This is a genomic window from Streptomyces hygroscopicus subsp. hygroscopicus, from assembly GCF_001553455.1.
In the GTDB taxonomy this organism is placed as follows: Bacteria; Actinomycetota; Actinomycetes; order Streptomycetales; family Streptomycetaceae; genus Streptomyces; species Streptomyces hygroscopicus.
Window position 1 is genome coordinate 1 of record NZ_BBOX01000258.1, and the last position, 21,411, is coordinate 21,411.

Annotated in this window: 18 protein-coding genes; 9 read left to right on the forward strand and 9 right to left on the reverse strand. The window is 73.2% G+C overall.

The window, feature by feature from the left end; genetic code table 11:
- Nucleotides 1-66: 66 nt before the first annotated feature.
- The 3 genes from AXW62_RS24880 to AXW62_RS24890 form a co-directional block, all read right to left on the reverse strand.
- Nucleotides 67-660, reverse strand: a complete 594-nt coding sequence (locus tag AXW62_RS24880) for a TetR/AcrR family transcriptional regulator (RefSeq protein ID WP_030833309.1) — start codon at nucleotides 658-660, stop codon at nucleotides 67-69.
- Nucleotides 661-692: 32 nt separating this feature from the next.
- Nucleotides 693-2,336, reverse strand: a complete 1,644-nt coding sequence (locus AXW62_RS24885) for an AMP-binding protein (RefSeq protein WP_060946462.1) — start codon at nucleotides 2,334-2,336, stop codon at nucleotides 693-695.
- Between the two features lie 110 nt (nucleotides 2,337-2,446).
- On the reverse strand, nucleotides 2,447-3,214 hold the full coding sequence (locus tag AXW62_RS24890; RefSeq protein WP_060946463.1) for an SDR family oxidoreductase: 768 nt from the start codon (nucleotides 3,212-3,214) through the stop codon (nucleotides 2,447-2,449).
- Nucleotides 3,215-3,635: 421 nt separating this feature from the next.
- Between AXW62_RS24890 and AXW62_RS24895 the strand changes: the two genes are divergently transcribed.
- Complete coding sequence (locus tag AXW62_RS24895) at nucleotides 3,636-5,018, forward strand: hypothetical protein (protein ID WP_060946464.1); 1,383 nt, start codon at nucleotides 3,636-3,638, stop codon at nucleotides 5,016-5,018.
- Nucleotides 5,019-5,023: 5 nt separating this feature from the next.
- Entirely contained in the window at nucleotides 5,024-5,230 is a 207-nt protein-coding gene (locus AXW62_RS44100; protein WP_159060953.1) for a hypothetical protein, read from the forward strand.
- 59 nt (nucleotides 5,231-5,289) lie between these two features.
- Here the strand turns inward: AXW62_RS44100 and AXW62_RS24900 are convergent, their stop codons facing one another.
- A complete protein-coding gene (locus tag AXW62_RS24900) occupies nucleotides 5,290-8,121 on the reverse strand; it encodes a penicillin acylase family protein (protein ID WP_060946465.1) in 2,832 nt (943 codons plus the stop codon).
- A 200-nt stretch (nucleotides 8,122-8,321) separates the two neighbouring features.
- On the opposite strand from AXW62_RS24900, the gene AXW62_RS24905 reads away from it, so the two are divergent.
- Complete coding sequence (locus AXW62_RS24905) at nucleotides 8,322-8,933, forward strand: hypothetical protein (RefSeq protein ID WP_060946466.1); 612 nt, start codon at nucleotides 8,322-8,324, stop codon at nucleotides 8,931-8,933.
- 170 nt (nucleotides 8,934-9,103) lie between these two features.
- A complete protein-coding gene (locus AXW62_RS24910; protein ID WP_060946467.1) occupies nucleotides 9,104-9,565 on the forward strand; it encodes a MaoC family dehydratase in 462 nt (153 codons plus the stop codon).
- A 244-nt stretch (nucleotides 9,566-9,809) separates the two neighbouring features.
- Here the strand turns inward: AXW62_RS24910 and AXW62_RS24915 are convergent, their stop codons facing one another.
- Nucleotides 9,810-10,445 (reverse strand): TetR/AcrR family transcriptional regulator, encoded by a 636-nt coding sequence (locus AXW62_RS24915; RefSeq protein ID WP_060946468.1) that lies wholly within the window; start codon nucleotides 10,443-10,445, stop codon nucleotides 9,810-9,812.
- Between the two features lie 14 nt (nucleotides 10,446-10,459).
- Between AXW62_RS24915 and AXW62_RS47220 the strand changes: the two genes are divergently transcribed.
- Together AXW62_RS47220 and AXW62_RS24920 are read left to right on the forward strand one after the other, a co-directional pair.
- On the forward strand, nucleotides 10,460-10,681 hold the full coding sequence (locus AXW62_RS47220; RefSeq protein ID WP_174556425.1) for a hypothetical protein: 222 nt from the start codon (nucleotides 10,460-10,462) through the stop codon (nucleotides 10,679-10,681).
- A gap of 29 nt (nucleotides 10,682-10,710) precedes the next feature.
- The gene (locus AXW62_RS24920) at nucleotides 10,711-11,244 is read left to right on the forward strand and encodes a ribonuclease FAU-1 family protein (RefSeq protein WP_060946469.1); all 534 of its coding nucleotides are present in this window, start codon (nucleotides 10,711-10,713) and stop codon (nucleotides 11,242-11,244) included.
- A gap of 71 nt (nucleotides 11,245-11,315) precedes the next feature.
- On the opposite strand, the gene AXW62_RS24925 is transcribed toward AXW62_RS24920, so the two are convergent.
- The 4 genes from AXW62_RS24925 to AXW62_RS24940 form a co-directional block, all read right to left on the reverse strand.
- On the reverse strand, nucleotides 11,316-12,746 hold the full coding sequence (locus AXW62_RS24925) for an MFS transporter (protein ID WP_252368719.1): 1,431 nt from the start codon (nucleotides 12,744-12,746) through the stop codon (nucleotides 11,316-11,318).
- A 3-nt stretch (nucleotides 12,747-12,749) separates the two neighbouring features.
- The gene (locus tag AXW62_RS24930) at nucleotides 12,750-14,228 is read right to left on the reverse strand and encodes a CitMHS family transporter (RefSeq protein WP_060946470.1); all 1,479 of its coding nucleotides are present in this window, start codon (nucleotides 14,226-14,228) and stop codon (nucleotides 12,750-12,752) included.
- 122 nt (nucleotides 14,229-14,350) lie between these two features.
- Nucleotides 14,351-16,579, reverse strand: a complete 2,229-nt coding sequence (locus AXW62_RS24935; protein ID WP_060946471.1) for a molybdopterin oxidoreductase family protein — start codon at nucleotides 16,577-16,579, stop codon at nucleotides 14,351-14,353.
- Nucleotides 16,580-16,815: 236 nt separating this feature from the next.
- Nucleotides 16,816-17,538: a TetR/AcrR family transcriptional regulator gene (locus AXW62_RS24940; protein ID WP_060946472.1), complete on the reverse strand. Its 723-nt coding sequence runs from the start codon at nucleotides 17,536-17,538 to the stop codon at nucleotides 16,816-16,818.
- An 85-nt stretch (nucleotides 17,539-17,623) separates the two neighbouring features.
- Here AXW62_RS24940 and hmgA point away from each other — a divergent pair, with 85 nt between their 5' ends.
- The 3 genes from hmgA to AXW62_RS24955 all read left to right on the forward strand — a co-directional run bounded on the left by hmgA (nucleotide 17,624) and on the right by AXW62_RS24955 (nucleotide 21,242).
- Nucleotides 17,624-18,961 carry a homogentisate 1,2-dioxygenase gene (hmgA, locus tag AXW62_RS24945; RefSeq protein ID WP_060946474.1) on the forward strand — a complete coding sequence of 446 codons (1,338 nt, stop codon included), beginning with the start codon at nucleotides 17,624-17,626 and terminating at the stop codon, nucleotides 18,959-18,961.
- Between the two features lie 88 nt (nucleotides 18,962-19,049).
- Entirely contained in the window at nucleotides 19,050-19,799 is a 750-nt protein-coding gene (locus tag AXW62_RS24950) for a GntR family transcriptional regulator (RefSeq protein WP_060946473.1), read from the forward strand.
- A gap of 234 nt (nucleotides 19,800-20,033) precedes the next feature.
- Nucleotides 20,034-21,242 (forward strand): type ISP restriction/modification enzyme, encoded by a 1,209-nt coding sequence (locus AXW62_RS24955; protein ID WP_060946475.1) that lies wholly within the window; start codon nucleotides 20,034-20,036, stop codon nucleotides 21,240-21,242.
- Nucleotides 21,243-21,411 lie beyond the last annotated feature (169 nt).

The window sequence follows — 21,411 nt, forward strand, 5'->3', positions numbered from 1 at the left end:
GCCCCACCCCGTCCCGGCCCACCTCAGCCCGCGGCCGCCCCCGCCTCGCCCCACCGCGCGGCCCGCTCAGGGCCGTAGCGCGCGCAGCAGCAGGTCGGCCAGGTGGTCGGCGACCTCCTGGGGGCCCAGTGGTCCGCCGGGCCGGTACCAGGTGCCCAGGTGGTGGACCGAGCCGAAGTGGTAGTCCACCACCAGGTCGGCCGGGGTCCGGGAGCTGAACACCCCGGTCCGCTGGCCCTCCTCGATCAGCGCGCGGAACCGCTCGTGGTAGCGGCGGCGCTCGGCGCGCACCTGCTTGTGCTTCTCCGGGCTGAGCTGGTGCATGGAGCGGAAGAAGATGGTGGCGTCGTCGAGGTTCTCGATGGTGGTGACCACCACGTCGGCCGCCGCGTCGCGCAGCCGCCGCTCCACCGGGGCATCCGCGTCGGCGAAGGCGTCCAGACGCTCCTGCTGGAGCCGGAGCACCCGGCCGTAGATCTCGTGGAGCAGATCGTCCTTGGAGCCGAAGTAGTGGTAGAGCGCGCCCTTGGTGACACCCGCCGCCTCGACGATCTCCTGTACGGACGTCCGGTCGTAGCCGCGCTCCGCGAAGAGGCGGGTGGCAGCGGCCAGCAGCCGCTGTGGTACCGGCTGTCCGTCGCCGACCGTCGCTCTGGCCATCGTCGCCACCCGTTCTCTTCCTCTTCTCTCTCTTATCCTCGCAGCTCCCGCCGGAGGATCTTGCCACTGGCCGTCTTCGGCAACTCGGGCAGGATCTCCACCTCGCGCGGGTATTTGTACGCGGCCAGCCGCTCCGCACAGTACGCGGACAGCTCATCCGGTGTGGCCCCGGCCCCGGACCGGAGGCTCACGTACGCCTTGACCGTCTCGCCGCGGTACGCGTGGGGTTTGCCGACGACGGCCGCCTCCCGCACGGCGGGGTGAGTGTAGAGCACATCCTCGACCTCGCGCGGCCACACCTTGAAGCCCGACGCGTTGATCATGTCCTTCTTGCGGTCGACCACGTACAGCCAGCCGCCCTCGTCCATGAAACCGATGTCGCCGGTGCGGAGTTCCCCGTCGGGGAGGGTGGCCTCGGTCGCTTCCGGGCGCCGCCAGTAGCCGGGCACCACCATCGGGCCGCGGACGGCGATCTCGCCCTGCTCGCCGAACGGCACGTCCTCCCCCGCCTCGTCCACGATGCGCACGACCACATCGGCCGAGGGGACACCGACGGCGAGGGTGCCGGAGACCGGGTCGACGGGGGCCCGGACCCCGGGCGGGACGCTGGCGCAGGGCGCGGTGCACTCGGTGAGTCCGTAGCCATTGTGCAGATAGGGGCCGAGGGTGGTCTGGAACCGCTCGACCAGCGCGGGCGGCAGCGGGGCGCCGCCGGAGGAGATGATCCGGAACGACGAGAAGTGGTCGCGGGTGGCCTGCGGATGGGCCATCAGCGCCATGAAGGCGGTGGACGGGCCCACGGTGTAGGCGGGGCGGTGCTCGGCGAAGGCGTCGAGGACGACCCCGGTCTCGAAGCGGTAGGCCAGCGCGAGGGTGCCCGCCCCGGCCAGGCACGCGCACAGCTGGCAGACCATGCCGGTGATGTGGAACAGCGGAGCCAGCGCGAAGAGCGTCGAACCGGCGGGCAGCTCGTGGAGGAGATGCTGCCGGTCGGCGTTGTAGGAGATGTTGCCGTGGGTGTTGATGGCCCCCTTGGGGGTGCCGCTGGTCCCGGAGGTGTAGCTGATCAGCGCGATGTCATCGGTGCCGGGTGGCGGGACGGACGGCGGGCGGGCGCCGGCCCGCGCGGCGTCGAGGAGGTCCTCGGTGTCCTCGGGGACGGGGATGGGCTCATCGCGCAGCACCCGTTCGTCGTCGCGGGTCTGCAGGTCGCGGGCGTCGGCGGTGAGGGCGATGCGCACCGGGGACGCGGCGGCCGTCCCCCGGACGTAGTCCTCCCAGGCGTGGCGGGAGCAGACCAGGGCACTCACCTCGGCGTCACCGAGGATGTGCCCGAGCTCCGCGCCCTTGTACATGGGGTTGACCGGGACGACCGTACCGCCCGCCTTCCACGCCCCCAGCAGCGCGAGCACGAAGTGCGGGGTGTTCTGGAGCATGATCGCGAGCCGGTCGCCGGGCCGGAAGCCGCGCTCGGCGAGATGGCCGGCTATGCCGTCGGACAGCTCGTCCACCTCCCGGTAGGTCAGCCGTCCGTCGAAGTAGGCGAGCGCCGGATGGCCGGGGGAGGTGCGCACGGCGTCCCGGAACGCATGCAGCGGGCTCGGCCGCGGGGTGATCGTCCGGCGCTGCGCCTCGGTCAACTGGGCGAGCCATGGCTGGTCCTGGTACGTGGTCATGGGTGCGGCCCTGTCTGGGTGGGGGTGGGGGTGGGGATGGTGGGCGCAGGTTCGCGGACGCCGGGGTACGGAGCACCGGCGTCCGCGGCCGGGGACCGTTCGCTCTCGCGTCAGGCCCCCTCGAGCGCCTCGAGCTTGCGCTGCAGCTTGTTGATGCCGCCCAGCCAGCGGTCGGTGTCACCGGCGCGGGCCGCGTAGTGCCTGGCCACCTCGGGGTGCGGGAGGATAAGGAAGCGCTCCTCGGCGATGCCCGCCAGGACGGCGTCGGCGACTTGCTCCGGCTCGATCGCGGTGGGCGCCAGCACCAGCTCCCCGGCGGTGCCGGTGCCGGTCAGCATGTCGGTGCGCACCCCCTGCGGGCAGACGGCGTGGACGCCGATGCCGCGGTGGCGGTAGGTGGCCGAGAGCCATTCGGCGAAGGCGAGCGCGGCGTGTTTGGAGACGCTGTACGGCGCCGAGCCGACCATGGTGAGCAGTCCGGCGGCGGAGACGGTGGCGACGAAGCGGCCGCTGCCGCGCTCGAGCCACTCGGGCAGCAGCTCGCGGGCGGCCCGCACATGGGCCATCACATTGACGTCCCAGGACTGCTGCCACAGCTCCTCGTCGGCCTCGGGGCCGCCGCCGTGGCCCACGCCCGCGTTGGCGCAGAAGATGTCGATGGTGCCGCCGAGCGCCGCGCGGGCCGCGGGCACCACCACGGAGGCGTCCCCGGGGACGGCGGCCCCGCCGATCTCCTCGGCGATGGCCGCGGCCTTGGCGGCGTCGAGGTCGTTGACCACGACCCGGGCGCCCTCGGCGGTGAAGCGCCGGGCGAGAGCGGCGCCTATGCCGCCGCCCGCCCCGGTGACCACAACACGCGCCCCGCGCAGGGTATCCACGATCGCAACGCTCCTCGGATCGGCTCGGATCGGCTTCCGACGCAGCAGACTAACCAGTCGGTATGTGTCAGCGGAAGAGGCCCGGCGGCCGGCCGGCGGGTGACCGGCCGGGCCGCTCCGTGCGCATGACACCGCGCCGGAGGGCGTTTCTCCCCGGCGAGCGCGTCCCACCGCGCGCCGAGCGGATGACCGGCGCCCCGCGCGGCCCGCTCCCCGGCCACTGCGTACACCCCGACCAGCACCTCCGGCTCCGGTCCTGCAGGCCGTACGGCACGGTGTCGGTCTCGGCCGCGGTGATCAGTTCCGGGTAAGTCGAGCGGCTGGCCGATGATCCGACGGCGACCGTACGCGTGTCGTATGGCCAGCGGTCAGGGCGGTTGGGACCATGCACGCACAACGGACCAGGCAAGGGGGAACAGCGATGACGGGGATGAGCGTACGGCCGTACTGGGAGCTGAGATTCGACGCCGACGGGGACGTTGACACCCGGCAGCGGGACCGGCTGCTGGAACAGACCGCACAGCGGGAACTCACCGACCTGGTGGTGTTCTCCCACAGTTGGCACAACACCCGGGCCATGGCCACCCGGCTCCACGACCGCTTCTTCGCACCCTTCCCGGAACTGCTCGGCGAGGCGGGCCCGGCGAGGCTCGGCTATGTGGGGGTGGTGTGGCCGTCGATGCGGTTCGCCGACGAATCGCTCGCGGGCTTCCCCCGGGAACCGGCGCCCGGTGCGCGCCCGGGCCTCGACGCGGAGACCCGGGCGGCGCTCGAGGCGGTCTTTCCCGGGCGGCGGCAGATCGTGGCACGCCTGGCCGAGCTGCTGGACGAGCGGTCCGAACGGCTCGCAGCGCTGGACGAGTTCGGGGTGCTGGTGCGCGGGCTGGTGGGGGTGCGCGGGGAGCCCGGCCCCCCGGCGGACCCCTCGGCCCCGGAAGAGGACGGCGTACCGGCGATGTTCGGGGAGGACGTGGCGGAGGTCTGTGAGCGGTTCGCCGCCGCGCTCGCCGAGGCGCGCGACAAGACCGACGCCGAGGACCACGCCTTGCCCTTACCCGACGGCGGGCTCGACGGGTCCGGCGCACTCGACGGACTCGACGGGCTCGACGGGTCCGGCAGGCTCCACGGGTCCGACAGGCTCCACGGGCTCTGGGACGGGGCGCACGAACTGCTCCGCCAGAGCACGTACTACGTGCTGAAGCGGCGGGCCGGCACGGTCGGGCGCGAGGGTCTCGGCCCGGTGCTCGGCGCCCTCACGGCCCTCCGGTCCGCCCCGCGGCTGCATCTGATCGGCCACAGCTCCGGCGCCCGGCTGGTGTCGTACGCGCTGACCGGGCTGCCGGAGCGGGCCTCGGTGGCGTCGCTGACCCTGCTCCAGGGGGCGTTCTCGCACGACGCCTTCGCCGAGACGCCGCCGCACGCCAGCGGCCGTCCCGGTGCGCTGCGCGCCGCCGCGCACCGGGTCGGCGGGCCCGTGGTGGCCTGCCATTCGCGCCATGACACCGGACTGGGCCTGCTGTACCCGGTGGCGTCGCGGATGTCCGGGGACGACGCCTCCGCGCTGCCGGGCGACACCCGCTGGGGGGCGATCGGGTACGACGGCGTGCGGGGGGTGGACGGCTCCCGGCGGCTGGACCTGGCCGAGGCGCTGGACGGGCCGTTCCCGGCCGAGGGCTGGGTGAGCGTCGATGTCTCGGAGGTGGTACGGCACGGTGTGCCGCCGGTCGGCGCGCACAGCGACATCTGCCATGCGGAGCTGGCCCGGCTGGTGCTGCGCGCGGCCCGGATCGGGAGCGGACCCTAGTGGCCGTGACCAGCACTTTCGCCCCCGAGGGCGGCGACCCGTCGCGTTGGCCCGGGGTGGTGGCCCACTGCGGTGCGGCGGCCCGGGCCGTCGATTTCGCCTTCCTCACCCGCTCCACCGCCACCAGCGACACAACAGGCCCCAGGGCCCGCGCGATACGGCACCGCGGCGAGGTGCCGTGCCGGGCGCCGGGAGCGGGACGCCCCCTGTGACGACGGGCCCCAGGCCCGGGGCGGGGCCCCGCCGGATGCGGGACCCCGCCCCGGTCGCCTCAGCGATGCGCCGGGAACTCCACGACCTGCTGGAAGGTGGGCCGGTTCTGCCAGCTGATCTTGTTGTGGGTCAGTCCGCCGACCGGCCGCTGGACGATGGCGTCGGCGCACCACTGGTCGCCCGCGGAGCAGTTGTCGTCACCGGGGTAGACCTGGCCGGCGGATTTCCCGACGGCCGTCTTCAGGCTGGTCAGCAGGGCGTCACGGCAGGCGTTCAGGTCCCCGCCGCCGCAGTAGGGCCGGGCCAGCGGACCCTTCACGTCCTCGCCGAGGACCGTGCGCAGGTCCTTGTCGACATAGGACCACCAGCCGTACTGGAAAGAGGACCCGGCGTGCGAGCCGGTGGGGCCGTGTCCGGCCGAGGGCGCCTCGTCGACCGTCAGATTGGCGCGCAGGGCGTCGTACAGGCCATCGCCCAGTCCCGGTCTGAACTCGGCCTCGACCAGCAGCGGCCACCAGGCGTCCATGATCCGCACCGCGTCGGCGTGCCCGTAGGTGTGCGAGCCGGGGCTGGTCTCGCGGCGCTGTGAGCCCGCCGACTCCCAGGAGTCCAGCCGCTGCACCGCACCGGCCAGGTCGGGGTCGTCGATGGGGCTCGAGCGCAGCACCTTCAGCAGTTCGGGCAGCACGTCCTCACCGCGCAGATCGGTGACGGCGGCCTCGGCCATGGCCCGGGTGAGCGCGGAGCGGGTGACACCGCCCTTGCGGACCAGGGCGCGCACCCGGTCGTCGAGCAGGTTGCCGCGGTGCACCGAGCCGTTGCCGAAGCCGGCCGCGCCGTAGTCCTTGGCCAGCTTGTTGTTCCAGCTGATGTAGTAGTCCTGGTCGATGGAGTGCGGGTGCTCGGCGGGCGGGGTGGCGGCGGCGGTGTTGTCCGTGGGGTCGAAGTCCCGCCACTCGTACCCGGCCTCGGCCCTGACCGGCAGCGAGGGATCGACGTGCGCGGCGCGCACCGGGTTGAGCCCGCTGTTGTAGTAGCCGGTCTGCCGGGAGTCGGCGTAGAACCAGTTGAAGGTGTAGTTGATGTTCTGGGCCGCGCGCTGGAAGGACGCGGCGTCGGTGACGTAGCCGGGGTCGTTGAGCATCTGGAAGCCGATGATGGAGTCGGCCTCGTGGCGGTAGGTGGAGCGCAGCACGGTGTAGGCCACCGGCTCGCCGCCGACGGTCGCGCGGTGGGTCACCAGCCCGTACGCGGTGCGGTAGACCTGCATCCGGTACGAGCCGGCGGCGGTGGAGTCGGCGAGCGTGGGCTTCCAGGCGTTGCGCCGCTCCAGCTTCTCCATCGGCAGGCAGGCGCCGTGGTAGCGGTAGTACGTGGAGTCCTTGGACGGCGCGGAGCCGTCCGGGGAGCACAGCTGGACCGCGTAGGTGTCGGTGATGTCCTGGGCCGAGGTGGTGGCGCTCCAGGCGTAGTCCTGGCCACGGCCGAGCTGGACGTACATCCCCACGCCCGCGAAGGAGGCGCCGCGGGCGCTGATCCCCGGGCCCTGGAGTTCCTGGAGCATCAGCAGCTGCGGGGCGAAGTAGCCGGTCTGCGGGCCGAAGACGGCCACCGGATGGCCGCTCGCGGTGTACTTGCCGGAGACGACGAGCGCGTTGGACATGCCCTTCTTCCGGCTGAACAGGTCGCGGGGCAGCACCCCGTCGTCGTAGATGCCGCGCAGCCGCTCGAGCGACTTCGGGGCCCCCACCTCGGTGCGGGCCGTGGTGGCGGCGCCGCCCTCGCGGTCGTGGACGAGCTGTTCGGGGGTGACCGAACCGGCGTCGGGCAGGGCGACGCCCCGGGGCGAGGCGGGCCGGCCCGCGTACGGGAAGCTGCCGTCGCGCACGGTCAGCGCCGCCTCCGGGTCGTTGCGCTCCCGGAAGGACTCCCACACCTCGGTGCCCTCGGCGAGGCCGTACTTCTGCTGGGCGGCCAGCAGCGAGAGCGCGCCCTCCACCTCGCCGCCCCCGCCGTTGCCGAAGAGGGCGCCGACCACGGAGGCGAGGGCGATCAGGTCGGTGAGCCGGAACGGCTGGATCTCGCCGGCGTTGGTGATCGCGTCGATATGGCCGGTGAGCACGTACTCACCGGGGAAGTACCGGCCGTCCTTCGCCTTCTTGGCGTAGGCGTTGATGCCGTCGACGTACGCCTGGGCGTCGGCCAGCGCCTGGCGGCCGCGCTCTCCGCCGTGGCCGAGGATGTAGTCGATCTGCGCCTGGTAGTCGGCCTCGGTGTACGGCGCCTGGCGGAAGAAGTCCTGTTCCAGGCCCTGGTTGGCGGGGGCGCCGCCGGCGAAGGAGGTCAGTTCGCCGCGCCCCACGTGGCGGAAGAGGTCCATCAGCCACAGCCGGTCCTGGGCGGCGGCGTATCCGGCGCCGAACTCGGTGCCCTCGCGGGTGGTGCCCTGGATGTGCGGGACACCGGTCTTCTTGTCGCGGGTGATCGTGACGTCGTCGCGCGGTCTGGTCACGGAGGCGACCTGGTCGGCGGGGACCCCGAAGGAGGAGTCGTTGAAGAAGCCGGCCAGCTTGTCGTCGGTGAGGGTGGGGTAACCGCCGGCCAGGTCGGCGTACGGGCCGAGCTGGTCGGTGCTGTGCGCGGGGTGGGTGCCCAGCACCCGGTTGGCGAGGATGTCGGCGAGGGTGGCGTTGCCGGTCGCGCCCGGCGGGAGGATGTCGGAGCACTGGCCGCGGCAGTAGTCGGTACCGGCCGCCGCGGCGGGTTCCGCGCGGGCCTGCTGCGGCACCGGGGCCGCGAGGGCGACCCCGAGGCCGAGCGCGGCGGCCGCGGCGAGCACGGTACTGGTGAGCTTGCGGGTTCTGGTGGGCCTGGGGGTTCGTCGTCGCATGTCCGCTCCTCCCGGTTGCCGTCGGACGGAGGTTACCGGCGGTATGAGCGGGCCGGAAGATGAGCGGACGTCAACTTCACCGCTCCGGAAGCCGGGTGAGGACTGCCGGAGAAGATCCGGGGAATTCGATGGATCCGGATCGCGCTGCGTTACGTCCATTCGACAACGAGTCGGGTCCGCACTCGCGGAGGTGGTTAGAAGTGGCCGGTTTCAGAGCACTCGCACGTGAAGTTCGCAATCCACGCAGACACATCACCGCCCGGCGCACATCGCTGCGCAAATGCCTGGAGCGGTTCGCGCCGTACGGGCACCGGGCGACCTGGCACCATCTGTGCACCCGTTCCGGGATCGCCCCGGAGGACCGTAGGCCGGACCCCCTGCGCCTGCTCACGGCTCTGGAGGAGCTCGAGGAGGCCCGCACGCTGTGGCTCGCGTACGAGGCGGACTTCGCCGCCCGGCGCAGGCAGGAGAAACTCCTCGGCATCCGCCAGCCGAGCGCCGTCGACGACTGGCATCTGCGCACCTGGGGCGGATGCGACATCATCCCCTGCGAAAACCCCCAGACCCATCCCGACGGCCGCCTCGCGGACGTGCTGCGACGGCTGATCGTGGCCATGGAGGCGGGTCCGGGGTCGGCCTGCCCGGTCTGCGCCCGGCAGGACCTGATCTGGCGCGAGGACCTGGACCGCTATCCGTCGGCCGGGCCGGTCTGCGGGGACTGCGGCATCGTGGTGCCGCTGCCGCTGCTGACCACCGAGGCCCTTTCGGCGGCCCGGCGCGCGGTCCGGGAGAGCCGGTACGCCACCGTATGACACCCGGCCCCGTCCGGCCGGGAGAGCGCTCGCCGGAGTCCCGCACCGGGCGGCCGGCGAGCGCGCCGACCTCCCCTGACGACCGCGTCGGCGCGGGCCGCGTTGACAGGGCGCGGGGCGGCCGAGCATGCTGAGCAGTCGCTTAGTGAATGGTTGCCCGGGAGGTACGCATGGCAGAGCCCAGGATCTTCACCTCACCCGATGAGCTGCTCATGGCGGTCGACGAGGAACTCGGCCCCAGCGACTGGCTGGAGATCGACCAGAAGCGTGTCGATCTGTTCGCCGACGCCACCGGCGACCACCAGTGGATCCACGTGGACGCGGAGAAGGCGGCCGCCGGCCCGTTCGGCACCACGATCGCGCACGGCTATCTGACGCTGTCCCTGCTGCCGTCGTTCACCCCGCAACTGCTGCGGGTCGAGAACGTGCGGATGGGCATCAACTACGGCGTGAACAAGGTCCGTTTCCCCTCCCCCGTCCCGGTCGGCTCCCGGCTGCGCGCCACGGGCCGGATCATGGAGGTCACCGAGGTCAAGGACGGCGTGCAGATGACGCTGGCGGTGACCGTGGAGCGGGAGGGCGGCGACAAGCCGGCGTGCGTGGCGGAGTCCGTCGTCCGCTTCTACGGCTGACGGCCACTTCTACGGCTGACGGCTACTTCTACGGCTGACGGCCGCGGCGGGCAGGGGCCGCGAGGCCGAGAGCCGCGACGAACGATGGCCGCGGCGAGCAGGCGCCGCGACGCCGATGGCCACCGCCGTCCACGGCTGACGGCCGCGCGGCCGTCAGCCGCCGCCTTCTCCCTCTGGCGGCTCCGTCACCCCCGGCCGCCGCCGCTCCCGGTGGCCGTCACCCCTGGCGGCCACCTGGCCGCCGTCACCCCCGGCCGCCGGAGCCGCCCACCATGCGCAGCACCAGCCCCGCGTAGAGGTCGCCGACCTCGTCGGGGGTGCTGCGCCCGCGGGCGTTGAACCAGCGCGCGACGTCGATGCACAGGGACAGCACGGCGACCGTGGTGCCGCGGACGTCCGGGACGTCGAAGTCGCCCGCCGCCACCCCGTCCTCGATGATCGAGCGCACCGCCCCGTCCGTGGCCTTGCGGACGGCGATGACCTCGGCGTGGTGCTCCTCGGCGAGCGCGCCGAGCTCGTACTGCACCACCCGCGCGGTCATATGGTGTTCGGCGTGCCAGCGGACGAAGGAGCGGACGGCGTCGGCGAGCCGCTCGGCGGGGGCGCCGCCGCTGTCCCGCGCCCGCTCCAGGATCTCCAGGGCCCGCTCATGGCCGACCTTGCTGATCTGGTAGAGCAGCTCTTCCTTGGTCTTGTAGTGGATGTAGAGGGCGGCCGGACTCATTCCGGCGCGGCTCGCGATGTCCCGGGTGGTGGTGGCGTGGTAACCACGCTCGGCGAAAGCGTGCACGGCGGCGTTCACCAGCCGCCGTGCGGCGTCGGGCGTGATGTCGCCCCAGGGCTCGGCCTTGCCCCCGGTGTTCTTCGGCTCCGCGTCCATGGCGGACACCCTACATGGACGGTGAGCAAGCGCTTAGCGCCGAGGCCGGGCCGGAAGCGGCGCGGCAAGCGGTTCAGAAGGCCGGGACCCCGGTGAGGCCCGCGGACCATCCCCGTCCGGGCCAGGCGCGTCCGCTCGCCGACCACCAGGAGCGGGTGGACGAGGGCGCCGTCGAGACGGGACTGCGGGCGCTGGTGGCCGGACTGGCCCTGTGGTACCCGGAAAACTCCAGGTGAGGGCGGGGGTTCGGGGCTAGGATCGCCCCATGCGCAGGCTGGTGCAGGTCAACTACCGCAAGTACGACGGCTCTTTGCACTGGAACCTGCGCATGCGCAGGCTGGGCGAGGACGAACACGGGGTGTGGCTCGGCCTTCCGGCCGACTCCGTCATGCGCAAGGGGCACGGCCCCGACGTCAGGCTCGACGTCGCCCATGTGCTCCTCTTCCCGCGGGCGGCGTGGTGGACCGCGGTCTTCAACGCCGCGCCCCGGGAGACCGAGATCTACTGCGACATCACCACACCGCTACAGTGGGTCTCCCCGGACGAGGTCACGATGGTCGACCTGGACCTCGACGTCATCCGCAAGCGGACGGACGGCACGACCCTGATGATCGACCAGGACGAGTTCGCCGAGCACCAGGTGCGGTACGGATACCCGGCGGAGGTCGTCGCGGAGGCCGAGGCGTCGGGGCGGTGGCTGCTGGAGGCGGTGGGAAGCGGCGCCGAACCGTTCGGCACGGCGCACGCGTCCTGGCTGGCCATGGTGTCCCAGGACGGCGCGGGGCCGGACGCCGGTTAGCACCCGGCGGACGCCCCGGGCGCCGGGGCGCGGACCGGCCGTCACACGACGAACACCGGCGGGCGGCCGGGTCACGCGGGGCCGCTCCGGTCGGCCTTCGTCCCGTCGGCCCCCGTCCTGTCGACCGTCGTTTCGTCGGGCCCCGTCGCCTCGGTTTCCGTTCCGCCGGTCCCCGTCCCTCCGGCCACCGCCCCGCCTTCCCCCGTCCCACCGGCCACCGCCCCGCCTCCCCTCGTCGTCCCGCCCGTCCTCGAGGCCGGGACGTCGGCCGCCGTCGTGGGCCGCCCGCGTCCCTCCGGCGGGCCCTGTGGGAGGCGTCGCCTGACGGGTCGTACGGCTATCGCCGCCGACACCAGGAGCAGCCCGCCCAGCATGACGAAGGGGGCGGCCGTGCCCGCGAGCCCCGCGAGCACACCGGCGGACGCGGGCGCCGCGACCTGGCCGAGGCGGTTGCCGGTCAGCCGCAGCGCGAGGGCCGTGCTGCGCGCCCCCTCCGGAGCGGCCTGGACGACGGTCGTCATCGACAGCGGCTGTCCGACGCCGAGGCAGAAGCCGAGCCCGGCCAGCAGGACCCCGAGCACCCAGGCGGGCACCGGCAGGGCGATGCCCGCGCACAGCAGCGCGGAGCCCAGACAGCTGACGGCCATCAGGACGGTGCGGCCCATCAGCCGGATCATCGGGGTGATGGCGAGCCGGCAGGCCACGGTGGCGGCGGCGCGCAGGCTGAGCAGCACCCCGACGACCGTGGGCGAGATACCGCGCTGTTCGCCGACGACCGGCAGATAGGCGGTGAGGATGTCGGTGGCGGAGAGCACGGCGAGGCTGATGACCATGCCGGCGGCGACGCCGCGGGTGGTCAGGATGGACCGTACGGAGACCTTCCGGGTGGCGGCCTTGGCGGCGGGCGCGGCCGCCGCCCCGGACGGGCGGCGCTCGATACGCCACAGCGAGGTGACGGAGAAGGCCGCGAGGGCGGCGGCGACGAACAGCGCGGCGGCGCTGGTGCGCCCCATCGCGCCGTCCTGTTCGGAGACCACCAGACCGGCCGCGATGGGCCCGATGAGCTGGCCGAGCGAGGCGCCGATGGTGAAGTGGCCGAAGTTGCGGTCCTGTTCGTCCGGGGCGCTCTGGCGGGCCACGATGGACTGGGCGCCGATGACGAACGACAGGTGACCGAGGCCCATGACCCCGCTCCACGCGGCCATCGCGGGCAGTGATCCGGCCGTGCCGCTGAACACGCAGCCGGTGGCGATGAGCGCGACGCCGACGGGCAGCAGCGGGGCGCACCGCCCGTGGTCGGTGCGCCGCCCCAGCGGTACGGCGGCGAACAGCGGCAGCAGGGCGTAGACACCGGCGATGACACCGACCGCGCGGGCGTCGGCGCCGAGTGCCAGCGCCCGGTAGGAGACGGCGGGCCGGGCCATGCTGACCGCCCCCTGGGTGAACGAGAAGGCGATGACCAGGCGCAGCAGCCAGCCCCTACCGGGCTTCGGACTCTCCATGGCTCAGATGATGCCGAAGGCGAGGGCCGCGGCGAGCACCACCAGTGAGGTGAGCGCCGCCCATTTCACGGTGAACCGGGTGTGGTCGCCGAATTCCACCTTCGCCATGCCGACCAGGACGTAGACGGCGGGGACCAGCGGGCTCGACATGTGCAGGGCCTGCCCGGCGATCGAGGCGCGGGCGATCTCCACCGCGGAGACCCCGTGCGCCGCCCCCGCCTCGGCGAGGATCGGCACGATGCCGAAGTAGAAGCCGTCGTTGGACATGAAGTAGGTGAGCGGGAGGGAGAGCACACCGGTGACGAGGGCCATGTGCGGGCCCATGCCCTCGGGGACACCGTCGACCAGCCAGCGGGCCATGTGCTCGACCATGCCGGTGCCGGTGAGGACACCGGTGAAGACGGCGGCGGCGAAGACCATTCCGGAGACGTTGACGACGTTCTCGGCGTGTGCGGCGATCCGGGCCTTCTGGTCCGGCATGTGCGGGAAGTTGACGGTGAGCGCGATGGCGGCGGCGAGCAGGAAGAGGACCGGGATGGGCAGGGTCTCCATGATCATCAAGGTCAGGAGGGCGACGGTCAGGGCCGCGTTGAACCAGTAGAGCTTGGGGCGCAGGGTGGCGCGGTGCGGGTCCAGGCCCTTGAACTCGTCGTCGTCGGAGAGGCCCGGGGCGTCCGGGGCGCCCGCCGCCGGGCCGCCGGCGGCGGACTCCGCGCCGGTAACGGAGCCCGCGCCGCCACCGGTCCGCCCGGCCTTGGTGCTCTTGGTGGCCTTGCCGCCCTTGGTGACCTTGGTGCCCTTGCCGCCGGTGCCCGCGCCGACCAGCACCTGCTCGGGGTCGCCCGCGGTGACGTCGTCCAGCGTCAGCACGCCCAGCCGCTTGCGTTCCCGCAGCCCCAGGCCGTAGGCGAGGGCGATGACGAAGAGCAGTCCGACCGCGAGGGCCGGGATCATCGGCACGAAGATGTCGGTGGCGTCGACCTTGAGCGCGGTGGCGGCGCGGGCGGTCGGTCCGCCCCACGGCAGCGTGTTCATCACGCCGTTGGCCGTGGCCGCGACACCGGTCATCACCACCAGGCTCATCTTCAGCCGCCGGTAGAGCGGCACCATGGCGGATACGGTGATCATGAAGGTGGTGGAGCCGTCGCCGTCGAGCGAGACGATCGCCGCGAGGATCGCCGTGCCGACCACCACCCGCATCGGGTCCGCCTTGCAGAACCGCAGGATGAGCCGGACGATCGGGTCGAAGAGACCGACGTCGATCATCACCCCGAAGTAGATGATCGCGAACATCAGCATGGCGGCCGTGGGTGCGAGATCACCGACCCCGTCGAGGACGTAGTCCCCCAGGTGCGCCCCCTTCCCGACGAGTACGCAGAACAGCGCGGGGATGAGCACCAGGGCGCCCATCGGGGACATCTTCTTCATCATGATCAGGACAAGAAATGTCGCGATCATGACGAAGCCGAGGATGGTCAGCATAGTTGGCTACCTCACGTTCGCCTTTGAACTCCCCCAGCTTTTGGCGGTCGAGGTGACGTTAGGTGGGGCAACTTTGCGTTAACAAGGTCTTGACGTGTGAGCAATAAGCGCAAAACCCCAGGTCAGTGCAGTGGCGAGGGGGAGACCTGCACCGGGTGGCCATTGAGCACCGCCGTCCCCGAGAGCGGGTCCAGCCGGGAACCGTCGATGAGCTGGTTGACGTTGACCCCGGGACGCGCCCCGGCCACGGACAGCCGGACACCGGGACGGTCGTGGCCCCAGCCGTGCGGCAGGCTCACCACTCCGGTGCGTACCGCGTCCGTCACCTCGACCGGCACCTCCAGCTCCCCGCCGTCGCCCCTGACCCGCGCCAGACCGCCGTCGGCCAGGCCCAGCCGGGCGGCGTCCTCGGGGTGCACCTGGAGCGTGCAGCGGTTGCTGCCGCCCATCAGGGCCGGGACGTTGTGCATCCAGCTGTTGTTGGAACGCAGATGGCGGCGGCCGACCAGCAGCAGCCCCGAGGGCCGGTCGGCCAGCGCCCGGCGCAGCCGGTCCACATCGGCGGCCAGCGGCACCGGGCACAACTCCACCGTCCCGCTGCGGGTCTTCAGCAGCCCCGGCAGCCGGGGCCGCAGCGGGCCCAGGTCGATGCCGTGCGGATGGGCAAGCAGCTTCTCCAGGTTCAGCCCGTCGGGATCGGCGCCGAACCCGTCGCCGTACGGGCCCAGCCGCAGCATCATGTCCAGCCGGCGCTCGGGGCCGTCCACCCCGGTCAGCCGGGCGGCCAGTTCGGCGGGCTCGCGCCCGTACACCGGGGACGCCGGGTCGGCGGTCTCCTTGCCGAGGGTCCGCTCGATCGCCATCGCGTCCACCGCCGCCGGATCGGCGCCGCCGTGGCCGCTCACGCACAGCACCAGCCGGGCCAGGATGTCGCTCTCGCTCATCCGGTCCGCCTCCAACGGGATGGCGGGGCGGCTGTAGCGGACCTGGTTGCGCACCGACAGGCCGTTGAAGGCGTAGTCGAAGTGGGGGCTCCGGCTGGGCGGGGGCGGGGGCAGCACCACATGCGCGTGGCGCGAGGTCTCGTTGAGGTACGGATCGACGCTGACCATGAAGTCGAGCCCGGCCAGGGCCCGGTCGAGACGGTCGCCGTCCGGCGCGGAGAGCACCGGGTTGGCCGCGATCGCCAGCAGCGCCCGTATCCGCCCCGCACCCGGGGTCCCGATCTCCTCGGCGAGCGCGGCGACGGGCAGCTCCCCCTTGGCCTCGGGGTGCCCGCTGACCCTGCTGTGCCAGCGGCCGAGCGCGAACCCCTTGCCGGGCCGCGCCGGGCGCTCCCGCCGGCCCGTCGCCGAGAGCGGGAACATCATGCCGCCGGGCCGGTCCAGCTGTCCGGTGAGCACGTTGACCACATCGACCAGCCAGCTGGTGAGGGTGCCGAACTCGACGGTGGTGGAGCCCACCCGCCCGTACACCACGCCCCTGGGCGCGGCGGCCAGTTCCCGGGCGAGCACGCGGATCTCCTCGGCGGGCACCTCGCACGCCCCGGCCACCGTCTCCGGCGGGAAGTCCGCGGCCAGCCGCCCCACCTCCGCCACACCGCTGATGTGTGCCGCGAGCGGGCCCGGGGCCACCAGGTCCTCGGCGAACAGCACCTGCACCATGGCGAAGAGCAGCAGCGCGTCGGTGCCGGGCCGGATCGCCACATGGCGGTCGGCCATCGCGGCCGTACGGGTGCGCCGGGGGTCGACCACCACCAGCCGGCCGCCACGCCGCCGCAGCGCCCGCAGCCGCCCGGGGAAGTCGGGGGCGGTGCACAGGCTGCCGCCCGAGTCCAGCGGGTTGGCGCCGAGCATCAGCAGATGGTCCGTACGGTCCAGATCGGGCACCGGCAGCGCGCCCGCGTCGCCGTACAGCAGCCCGCTGGAGACGTGCTTGGGCATCTGGTCGAGGGTGCTGGCGGTGAAGACGTTACGGGTGCGCAGCGCGCCGAGCAGCAGCGGCGGATAGAGCCCGCCGGCCACGGTGTGCACATTGGGATTCCCGAGCACGACCCCCACCGACTGCGGTCCGTGCTCGCGCAGCAGCGGCCCCAGCCCCTCCGCCACGGCGGCGAACGCCTCGTCCCAGCCGGTTTCCTCCAGGCGCCCGGCGCGGCGCACCAGGGGGTGCCGCAGCCGGTCGGGGTCGGCGTCGAGCTGCCCGAACGCGGCGCCCTTGGGACAGATGAAGCCCCGGCTGAAGACGTCCTCGCGATCGCCGCGCGCCCCGGTCACCCTCCCCCCGTCGATCGTCAGGGTCAGCCCGCAGGTGGCCTCGCACAGCGGGCAGATGCGCAGGGCAGTGGTCATGGGTGCTCCCCTGTTCAGGGTTGGGTCGGCCGCCGGGCGCCCCGGCCTCCCCCAGCCACCGCTGGGAGGTGCCCCTGCCGGCGGTCGGCCGTGCCGGGCCCCGTGTGGCTGCGGGCCTGCGCGCGCTCCCCGTACGACAGCGGCGCGCCCCTTCGGCTCACTCGCCGGACCCGCTCACCATACCGACTGGTAGGCATGTCGGGGAGATGCCGCCGCGAACTCCCGTCCGCCCGGGGTCAGTCCAGGACCCGGGCCAGATAGGCGCGCAGCAGTTCCTTCGTCTCCGCCACGACCGCCGGATCGCCCTCGGGGTCCATCCGGAACGCCAGCCGCAGCAGCGCGTCCGCCGCCTCGACCGCGAGCAGGAAGGCCACCCGCAGCCGCTCCTCGTCCCCCTCGCCGCCCTCGCCGCCGCCCGTGGTCCCGCCGCTCCCGCCGTCCCCGTTCCCGCCGCTCCCGCCGCCCCCGGTCCTCCCGCTCCCGAGCCGGTCGGCGAGCAGCACCCGCAGCCGGTCGGCGACCAGGTGGTTGGGTTGCTCCGGCCGCCCGGTCGACGGGACCGGATGCCCGAACTCGATGAGCGCGAACCCGGGTGCCCCGCGCTTCATCGCCAGATACTCGTCGACGACGACGTCCATCGCCTCCCGCCAGCCGCCGCCCCCGTCCGGCCCGGAGTCCATGACGGCCAGCCGCCGGGTGATCCGCGTGGCGTACTCGTCCAGATTGCGGTGGGCCAGGGCCTCGGCCATCGCCCGCTTGTTGGAGAAGAAGCGGTAGACCGAGCCGATGGGGACATTGGCCCGCTCGGCGACGGCGCGGGTGCTCAGCTCTTCGTAACTCATCTCGTCGAGCAGTTCGGCACAGGCGTCGAGGATGCGGCCGAGACGCTCGGCGCTGCGACGCTGGACCGGATGGCGACGGAGGGGCGGTATGGGCACGCCACCATCCTGCCCGATCATTGACGCACCCGGGTTTCGATTCCTATCGTCTGACACAGGAATAGCAGGAATACAGCGGTGTGTGGCGGAGCGGCGGGAGCGCACGATGGGCGGCGGCACAGGGATCGAGCAGGCACGCAAGACGGCCGAAGAGCTGGTCTACGCCTCCGGATTCGGCAATGAGCACAGCAGCGAGGCCGTGCCCGGCGCACTGCCCATCGGCCGCAACTCCCCCCAGCGCGCGCCGCTGGGGCTCTACGCGGAGCAGCTGAGCGGCACCGCCTTCACCGAGCCCCGCGCCGCCAACCGGCGCTCCTGGCTGTACCGCATCCGGCCGTCCGCCGCGCATCCGCCGTTCACCCGGATCGAGAACGGCGCGCTGCGCGGCGCGCCGTTCACCGAGACCGCGCCCGACCCCAACCGGCTGCGCTGGGATCCGCTGCCGGAGCCGCCGGAGGGCACCGACTTCCTCACCGGGCTGTGGACGCTGGGCGGCAACGGCGACGCCACCCAGCGCGCCGGGATGGCCATCCACCTCTACGCCGCCAACGCGCCCATGACCGACCGGGTGTTCAGCGACGCGGACGGCGAGCTGCTGATCGTCCCCGAGCGCGGCGGGCTGCTGCTGCGCACCGAGTTCGGCGCGCTGCGCGCCGAGCCGGGACACATCGCGCTGATCCCGCGCGGGGTGCGGTTCCGGGTGGAGCCGCTCGAGCCGTCCGTGCGCGGCTATGTGTGCGAGAACTACGGCCGCCCCTTCACCCTCCCCGACCTCGGCCCGATCGGTGCCAATGGGCTGGCGAACGCACGGGACTTCCTCGCCCCGGTCGCGGCCTACGAGGACGTGGAGCGCCCGGTGCAGGTGATCAACAAGTTCTGCGGCAACCTGTGGGCCGCGACGTACGACCACTCGCCGCTGGACGTGGTCGCCTGGCACGGCAACCACCTGCCGTACGTGTACGACCTGCGCCGATTCAATGTGCTGGGCACCATCAGCTACGACCACCCCGACCCGTCCATCTTCACGGTGCTCACCTCCCCCTCCGACACCCCCGGGCTCGCGGGCGTGGACTTCGTGGTCTTCGCGCCGCGCTGGCTGGTCGGGGAGGACACCTTCCGGCCGCCGTACTTCCACCGCAATGTGATGAGCGAGTACATGGGGCTGATCGAGGGCGCGTACGACGCGAAGACCGGGGGCGCCGGGGGCTTCGTACCGGGCGGTGGCTCGCTGCACAACATGATGTCCGCGCACGGCCCCGACCACGAGACCTTTCTGCGGGCGAGCACCGCCGAGCTGGCGCCGCACAAGGTGGACGACGGGCTGGCCTTCATGTTCGAGACCCGCTGGCCGATCACCGCCACCCGGCAGGCGCTGGAGGCGGATCACCTCCAGAAGCGCTATGACGAGGTGTGGCAGGGTCTGGAGCGTCATTTCCGCCCCTGACCCGGCGCCGTCGTCGAACGCCGCCGTCGAACGCCGCGGTCGAAGCGCCGCCGTACGGCCGCCGCCGTGACCCGTGACCGGAGACCGCGTGACCACCTTCGCCCCCGACTCCCTCGCCCTCAACCGCAAGCTGCCGCTGTGGTACCAGGTCTCGCAGTCGCTGCGGGCCTCGATACTCGGCCGGGGCCCGCACGACCCGCTGCGGCTGCCGACCGAGGAGCGGCTCGCCGAGCACTACGGGGTCAGCGTGCTCACCATGCGGCAGGCGCTCAAGGAACTGGAGGCCGAAGGGCTCATCAGCCGCCACCGCCGCCGGGGCACCTTCATCGAGCCGAGCGCGCGGCGCGCCGCGCCGGTGCGGCTGCTGGGGTCGGTGGACGCGATCGTGGCCCAGCAGTCGGGCGAGCGGACGACGGTGCTGGACCACGGCCCGGCGCCGGTGCCCGCCGAGCTCGCGGAGTACTTCCCCGACCTGGACGAGGCGACCGCCTACCGCCGGCTGCGCCGGGACGGCAGCGGCGGTGAGCCCACCAACTGGGCGGAGAACCTGGTCCGCCCCGAACTGGCCGCCCGCATCGACCTCGCGGACCTCGCGCGCTGGCCGATGACGAAGGTGCTGCGGGACGTGGTGGGCGTGCGGATCAGCCGGATCACGGACACGGTGGAGGCCCGGCTGGCCGACCCCGAGACCTCCCGCCTGCTGCACGTGCCGCTGCTCAGCCCGATCCTGCACTACACCGGGGTGACCTACGACGAGAGCGGGCGCGCGGTGGACGTGGCCCGCATCCACTACCGGGGCGACCGGTTCTCGTTCTCGGTCACCCTCGAGGCCGACTGACCCTCGGCCCCGGGCACCTTGCACGCTCGGCCCCGCCACGTCGCACGCTCCGCCGCGCCGGGCCACCTCACCTCCGCCCGTCGCGCCGGGCGGTCGGCGGAACGTCGGCCAGACAGCCCACGCCGAACGGACCGCACGGCCCCCGTCCCCCCATCAGCGGCACGCATCCGACGGCGGCGGCCGGACGCGGGCGGGGCGAACGGACCACCCGTCGTGCGGGGGCGCATCGATACCATGCCGGGCGTGGGAGAACGTGAGGCGCCGCCGCTGGGGGACCTGATGCCGTGGGCCGTCCGGCCGTTGCGGCTCGGGCGGGCGTGGGTCATGGGTCCGGACGCGGCCTCGCTCAGGGCGCGCTGGGAGCGGCTGACGCGGGCCGAGGACGAGACCGGACGGGCCGCGCTGTTCCGCCCGACCCGCGCCCGTACGCTGCACAGCTCCGTTCCGCAGCTGCCCGGTCAGGCCACCTCCACCGCCAGGCTGGCGCGTGAGGACGGGCCGTGCCCCGAGCCGGTGCGGATCGCGCACGGGCCGTTCGACCAGCAGTGGCTGCTGCCGGATCACCGGCTGATCGACGCCGCCCGGCCCGAGCTGTGGCGGGTGGCCGACGACCGGCAGATCCATGTCGTCGAAGCCGCCGGGCCGGACCCGGACCCGGTGCTCAGCTTCTCGGCGCTGCTGCCGGACGGTCACTCCCCGGCGGGCCGCCCCGGCCGTATCCGTCCGCTCTACCGCCGCCCCGGCGGGCAGGAACCCAACCTCGCCCCCGGGCTGCTCGCTCACCTCTCCGCCCGGCTCGGCCGCCCGGTGACCGCCGAAGACTTCCTGGCGTGGACCGCCGCCGTGGCGCGCGGCGCCCCGTGCGCCGTACCTCTTACCGCCGACCCGGAGGTGTGGGAGCAGGGCGTGCGGCTGGGCCGCCATGCGCTGTGGCTCCATACGCGCGGGGCGCACCGTGGTGAACGCCCGCGCATGCCGGGTGGCCGGCGCCCCTACGTCCGCGCCGCGCTTCCGGCGAACGGGCTGCCGGGCTCCCTGGACTACGACCCGGACGAGGAGGCGCTGCTGCTGGACGAGGGCCGTATCTCGCCGGTGCCACGGGCCGCGTGGGAGTTCCGGGCGGGCGGGGTGCGGGTGCTGGAGACGTGGTTCGAGCGGCGCACCGCCCCGCATGAGCCGGGCACGCTGGAGGCGGTCGGCCCGGCGCGCTGGCCGTCCGCATGGACCTCGGAGCTGCTGGAGCTGATCACCGTGCTGGCGCTGCTGGCCGAGCTGCGCCCGGAGCTGCGGGCCCTCGCCGACCGGCTGGCGGACGCCGCCCTGATCGACGCGGCGGAACTGCGGGAGGTGGGGGTGCTGCCGGTGCCCCGGGCGGCGCGGCGCCCGGCCTCCGTACTGGACCATCACGAGGAGGGTCCGGAGGGGCAGTTCGCCCTCCTGTGAGCCGGTTCCGAGCGGCTCGAGACTGTTCCGAGCGGCTCTGATGACTGTTCCGAGCCGCTCTGCGACTGTTCCGAGCCGCTCTGCGTGGGGTGGGCCCGCGTGCGGAGGCGGCCGCACGGCGAAGTACGGCTTCCTCCGCACGCGGGCCCGGCCCCTCGGACTCGGCTGG

What these genes read in the sequence shown, in the direction of transcription:
- AXW62_RS24880 (WP_030833309.1), bottom strand. Translation starts at nt 660, where the DNA reads ATGGCCAGAGCGACGGTCGGCGACGGACAGCCGGTACCACAGCGGCTG.
- AXW62_RS24885 (WP_060946462.1), bottom strand. Translation starts at nt 2,336, where the DNA reads ATGACCACGTACCAGGACCAGCCATGGCTCGCCCAGTTGACCGAGGCG.
- AXW62_RS24895 (WP_060946464.1), top strand. Translation starts at nt 3,636, where the DNA reads ATGACGGGGATGAGCGTACGGCCGTACTGGGAGCTGAGATTCGACGCC.
- AXW62_RS24900 (WP_060946465.1), bottom strand. Translation starts at nt 8,121, where the DNA reads ATGCGACGACGAACCCCCAGGCCCACCAGAACCCGCAAGCTCACCAGT.
- AXW62_RS24910 (WP_060946467.1), top strand. Translation starts at nt 9,104, where the DNA reads ATGGCAGAGCCCAGGATCTTCACCTCACCCGATGAGCTGCTCATGGCG.
- AXW62_RS24915 (WP_060946468.1), bottom strand. Translation starts at nt 10,445, where the DNA reads ATGGACGCGGAGCCGAAGAACACCGGGGGCAAGGCCGAGCCCTGGGGC.
- AXW62_RS47220 (WP_174556425.1), top strand. Translation starts at nt 10,460, where the DNA reads ATGGACGGTGAGCAAGCGCTTAGCGCCGAGGCCGGGCCGGAAGCGGCG.
- AXW62_RS24920 (WP_060946469.1), top strand. Translation starts at nt 10,711, where the DNA reads ATGCGCAGGCTGGTGCAGGTCAACTACCGCAAGTACGACGGCTCTTTG.
- AXW62_RS24925 (WP_252368719.1), bottom strand. Translation starts at nt 12,746, where the DNA reads ATGGAGAGTCCGAAGCCCGGTAGGGGCTGGCTGCTGCGCCTGGTCATC.
- AXW62_RS24930 (WP_060946470.1), bottom strand. Translation starts at nt 14,228, where the DNA reads ATGCTGACCATCCTCGGCTTCGTCATGATCGCGACATTTCTTGTCCTG.
- AXW62_RS24935 (WP_060946471.1), bottom strand. Translation starts at nt 16,579, where the DNA reads ATGACCACTGCCCTGCGCATCTGCCCGCTGTGCGAGGCCACCTGCGGG.
- AXW62_RS24940 (WP_060946472.1), bottom strand. Translation starts at nt 17,538, where the DNA reads ATGATCGGGCAGGATGGTGGCGTGCCCATACCGCCCCTCCGTCGCCAT.
- hmgA (WP_060946474.1), top strand. Translation starts at nt 17,624, where the DNA reads ATGGGCGGCGGCACAGGGATCGAGCAGGCACGCAAGACGGCCGAAGAG.
- AXW62_RS24955 (WP_060946475.1), top strand. Translation starts at nt 20,034, where the DNA reads ATGCCGGGCGTGGGAGAACGTGAGGCGCCGCCGCTGGGGGACCTGATG.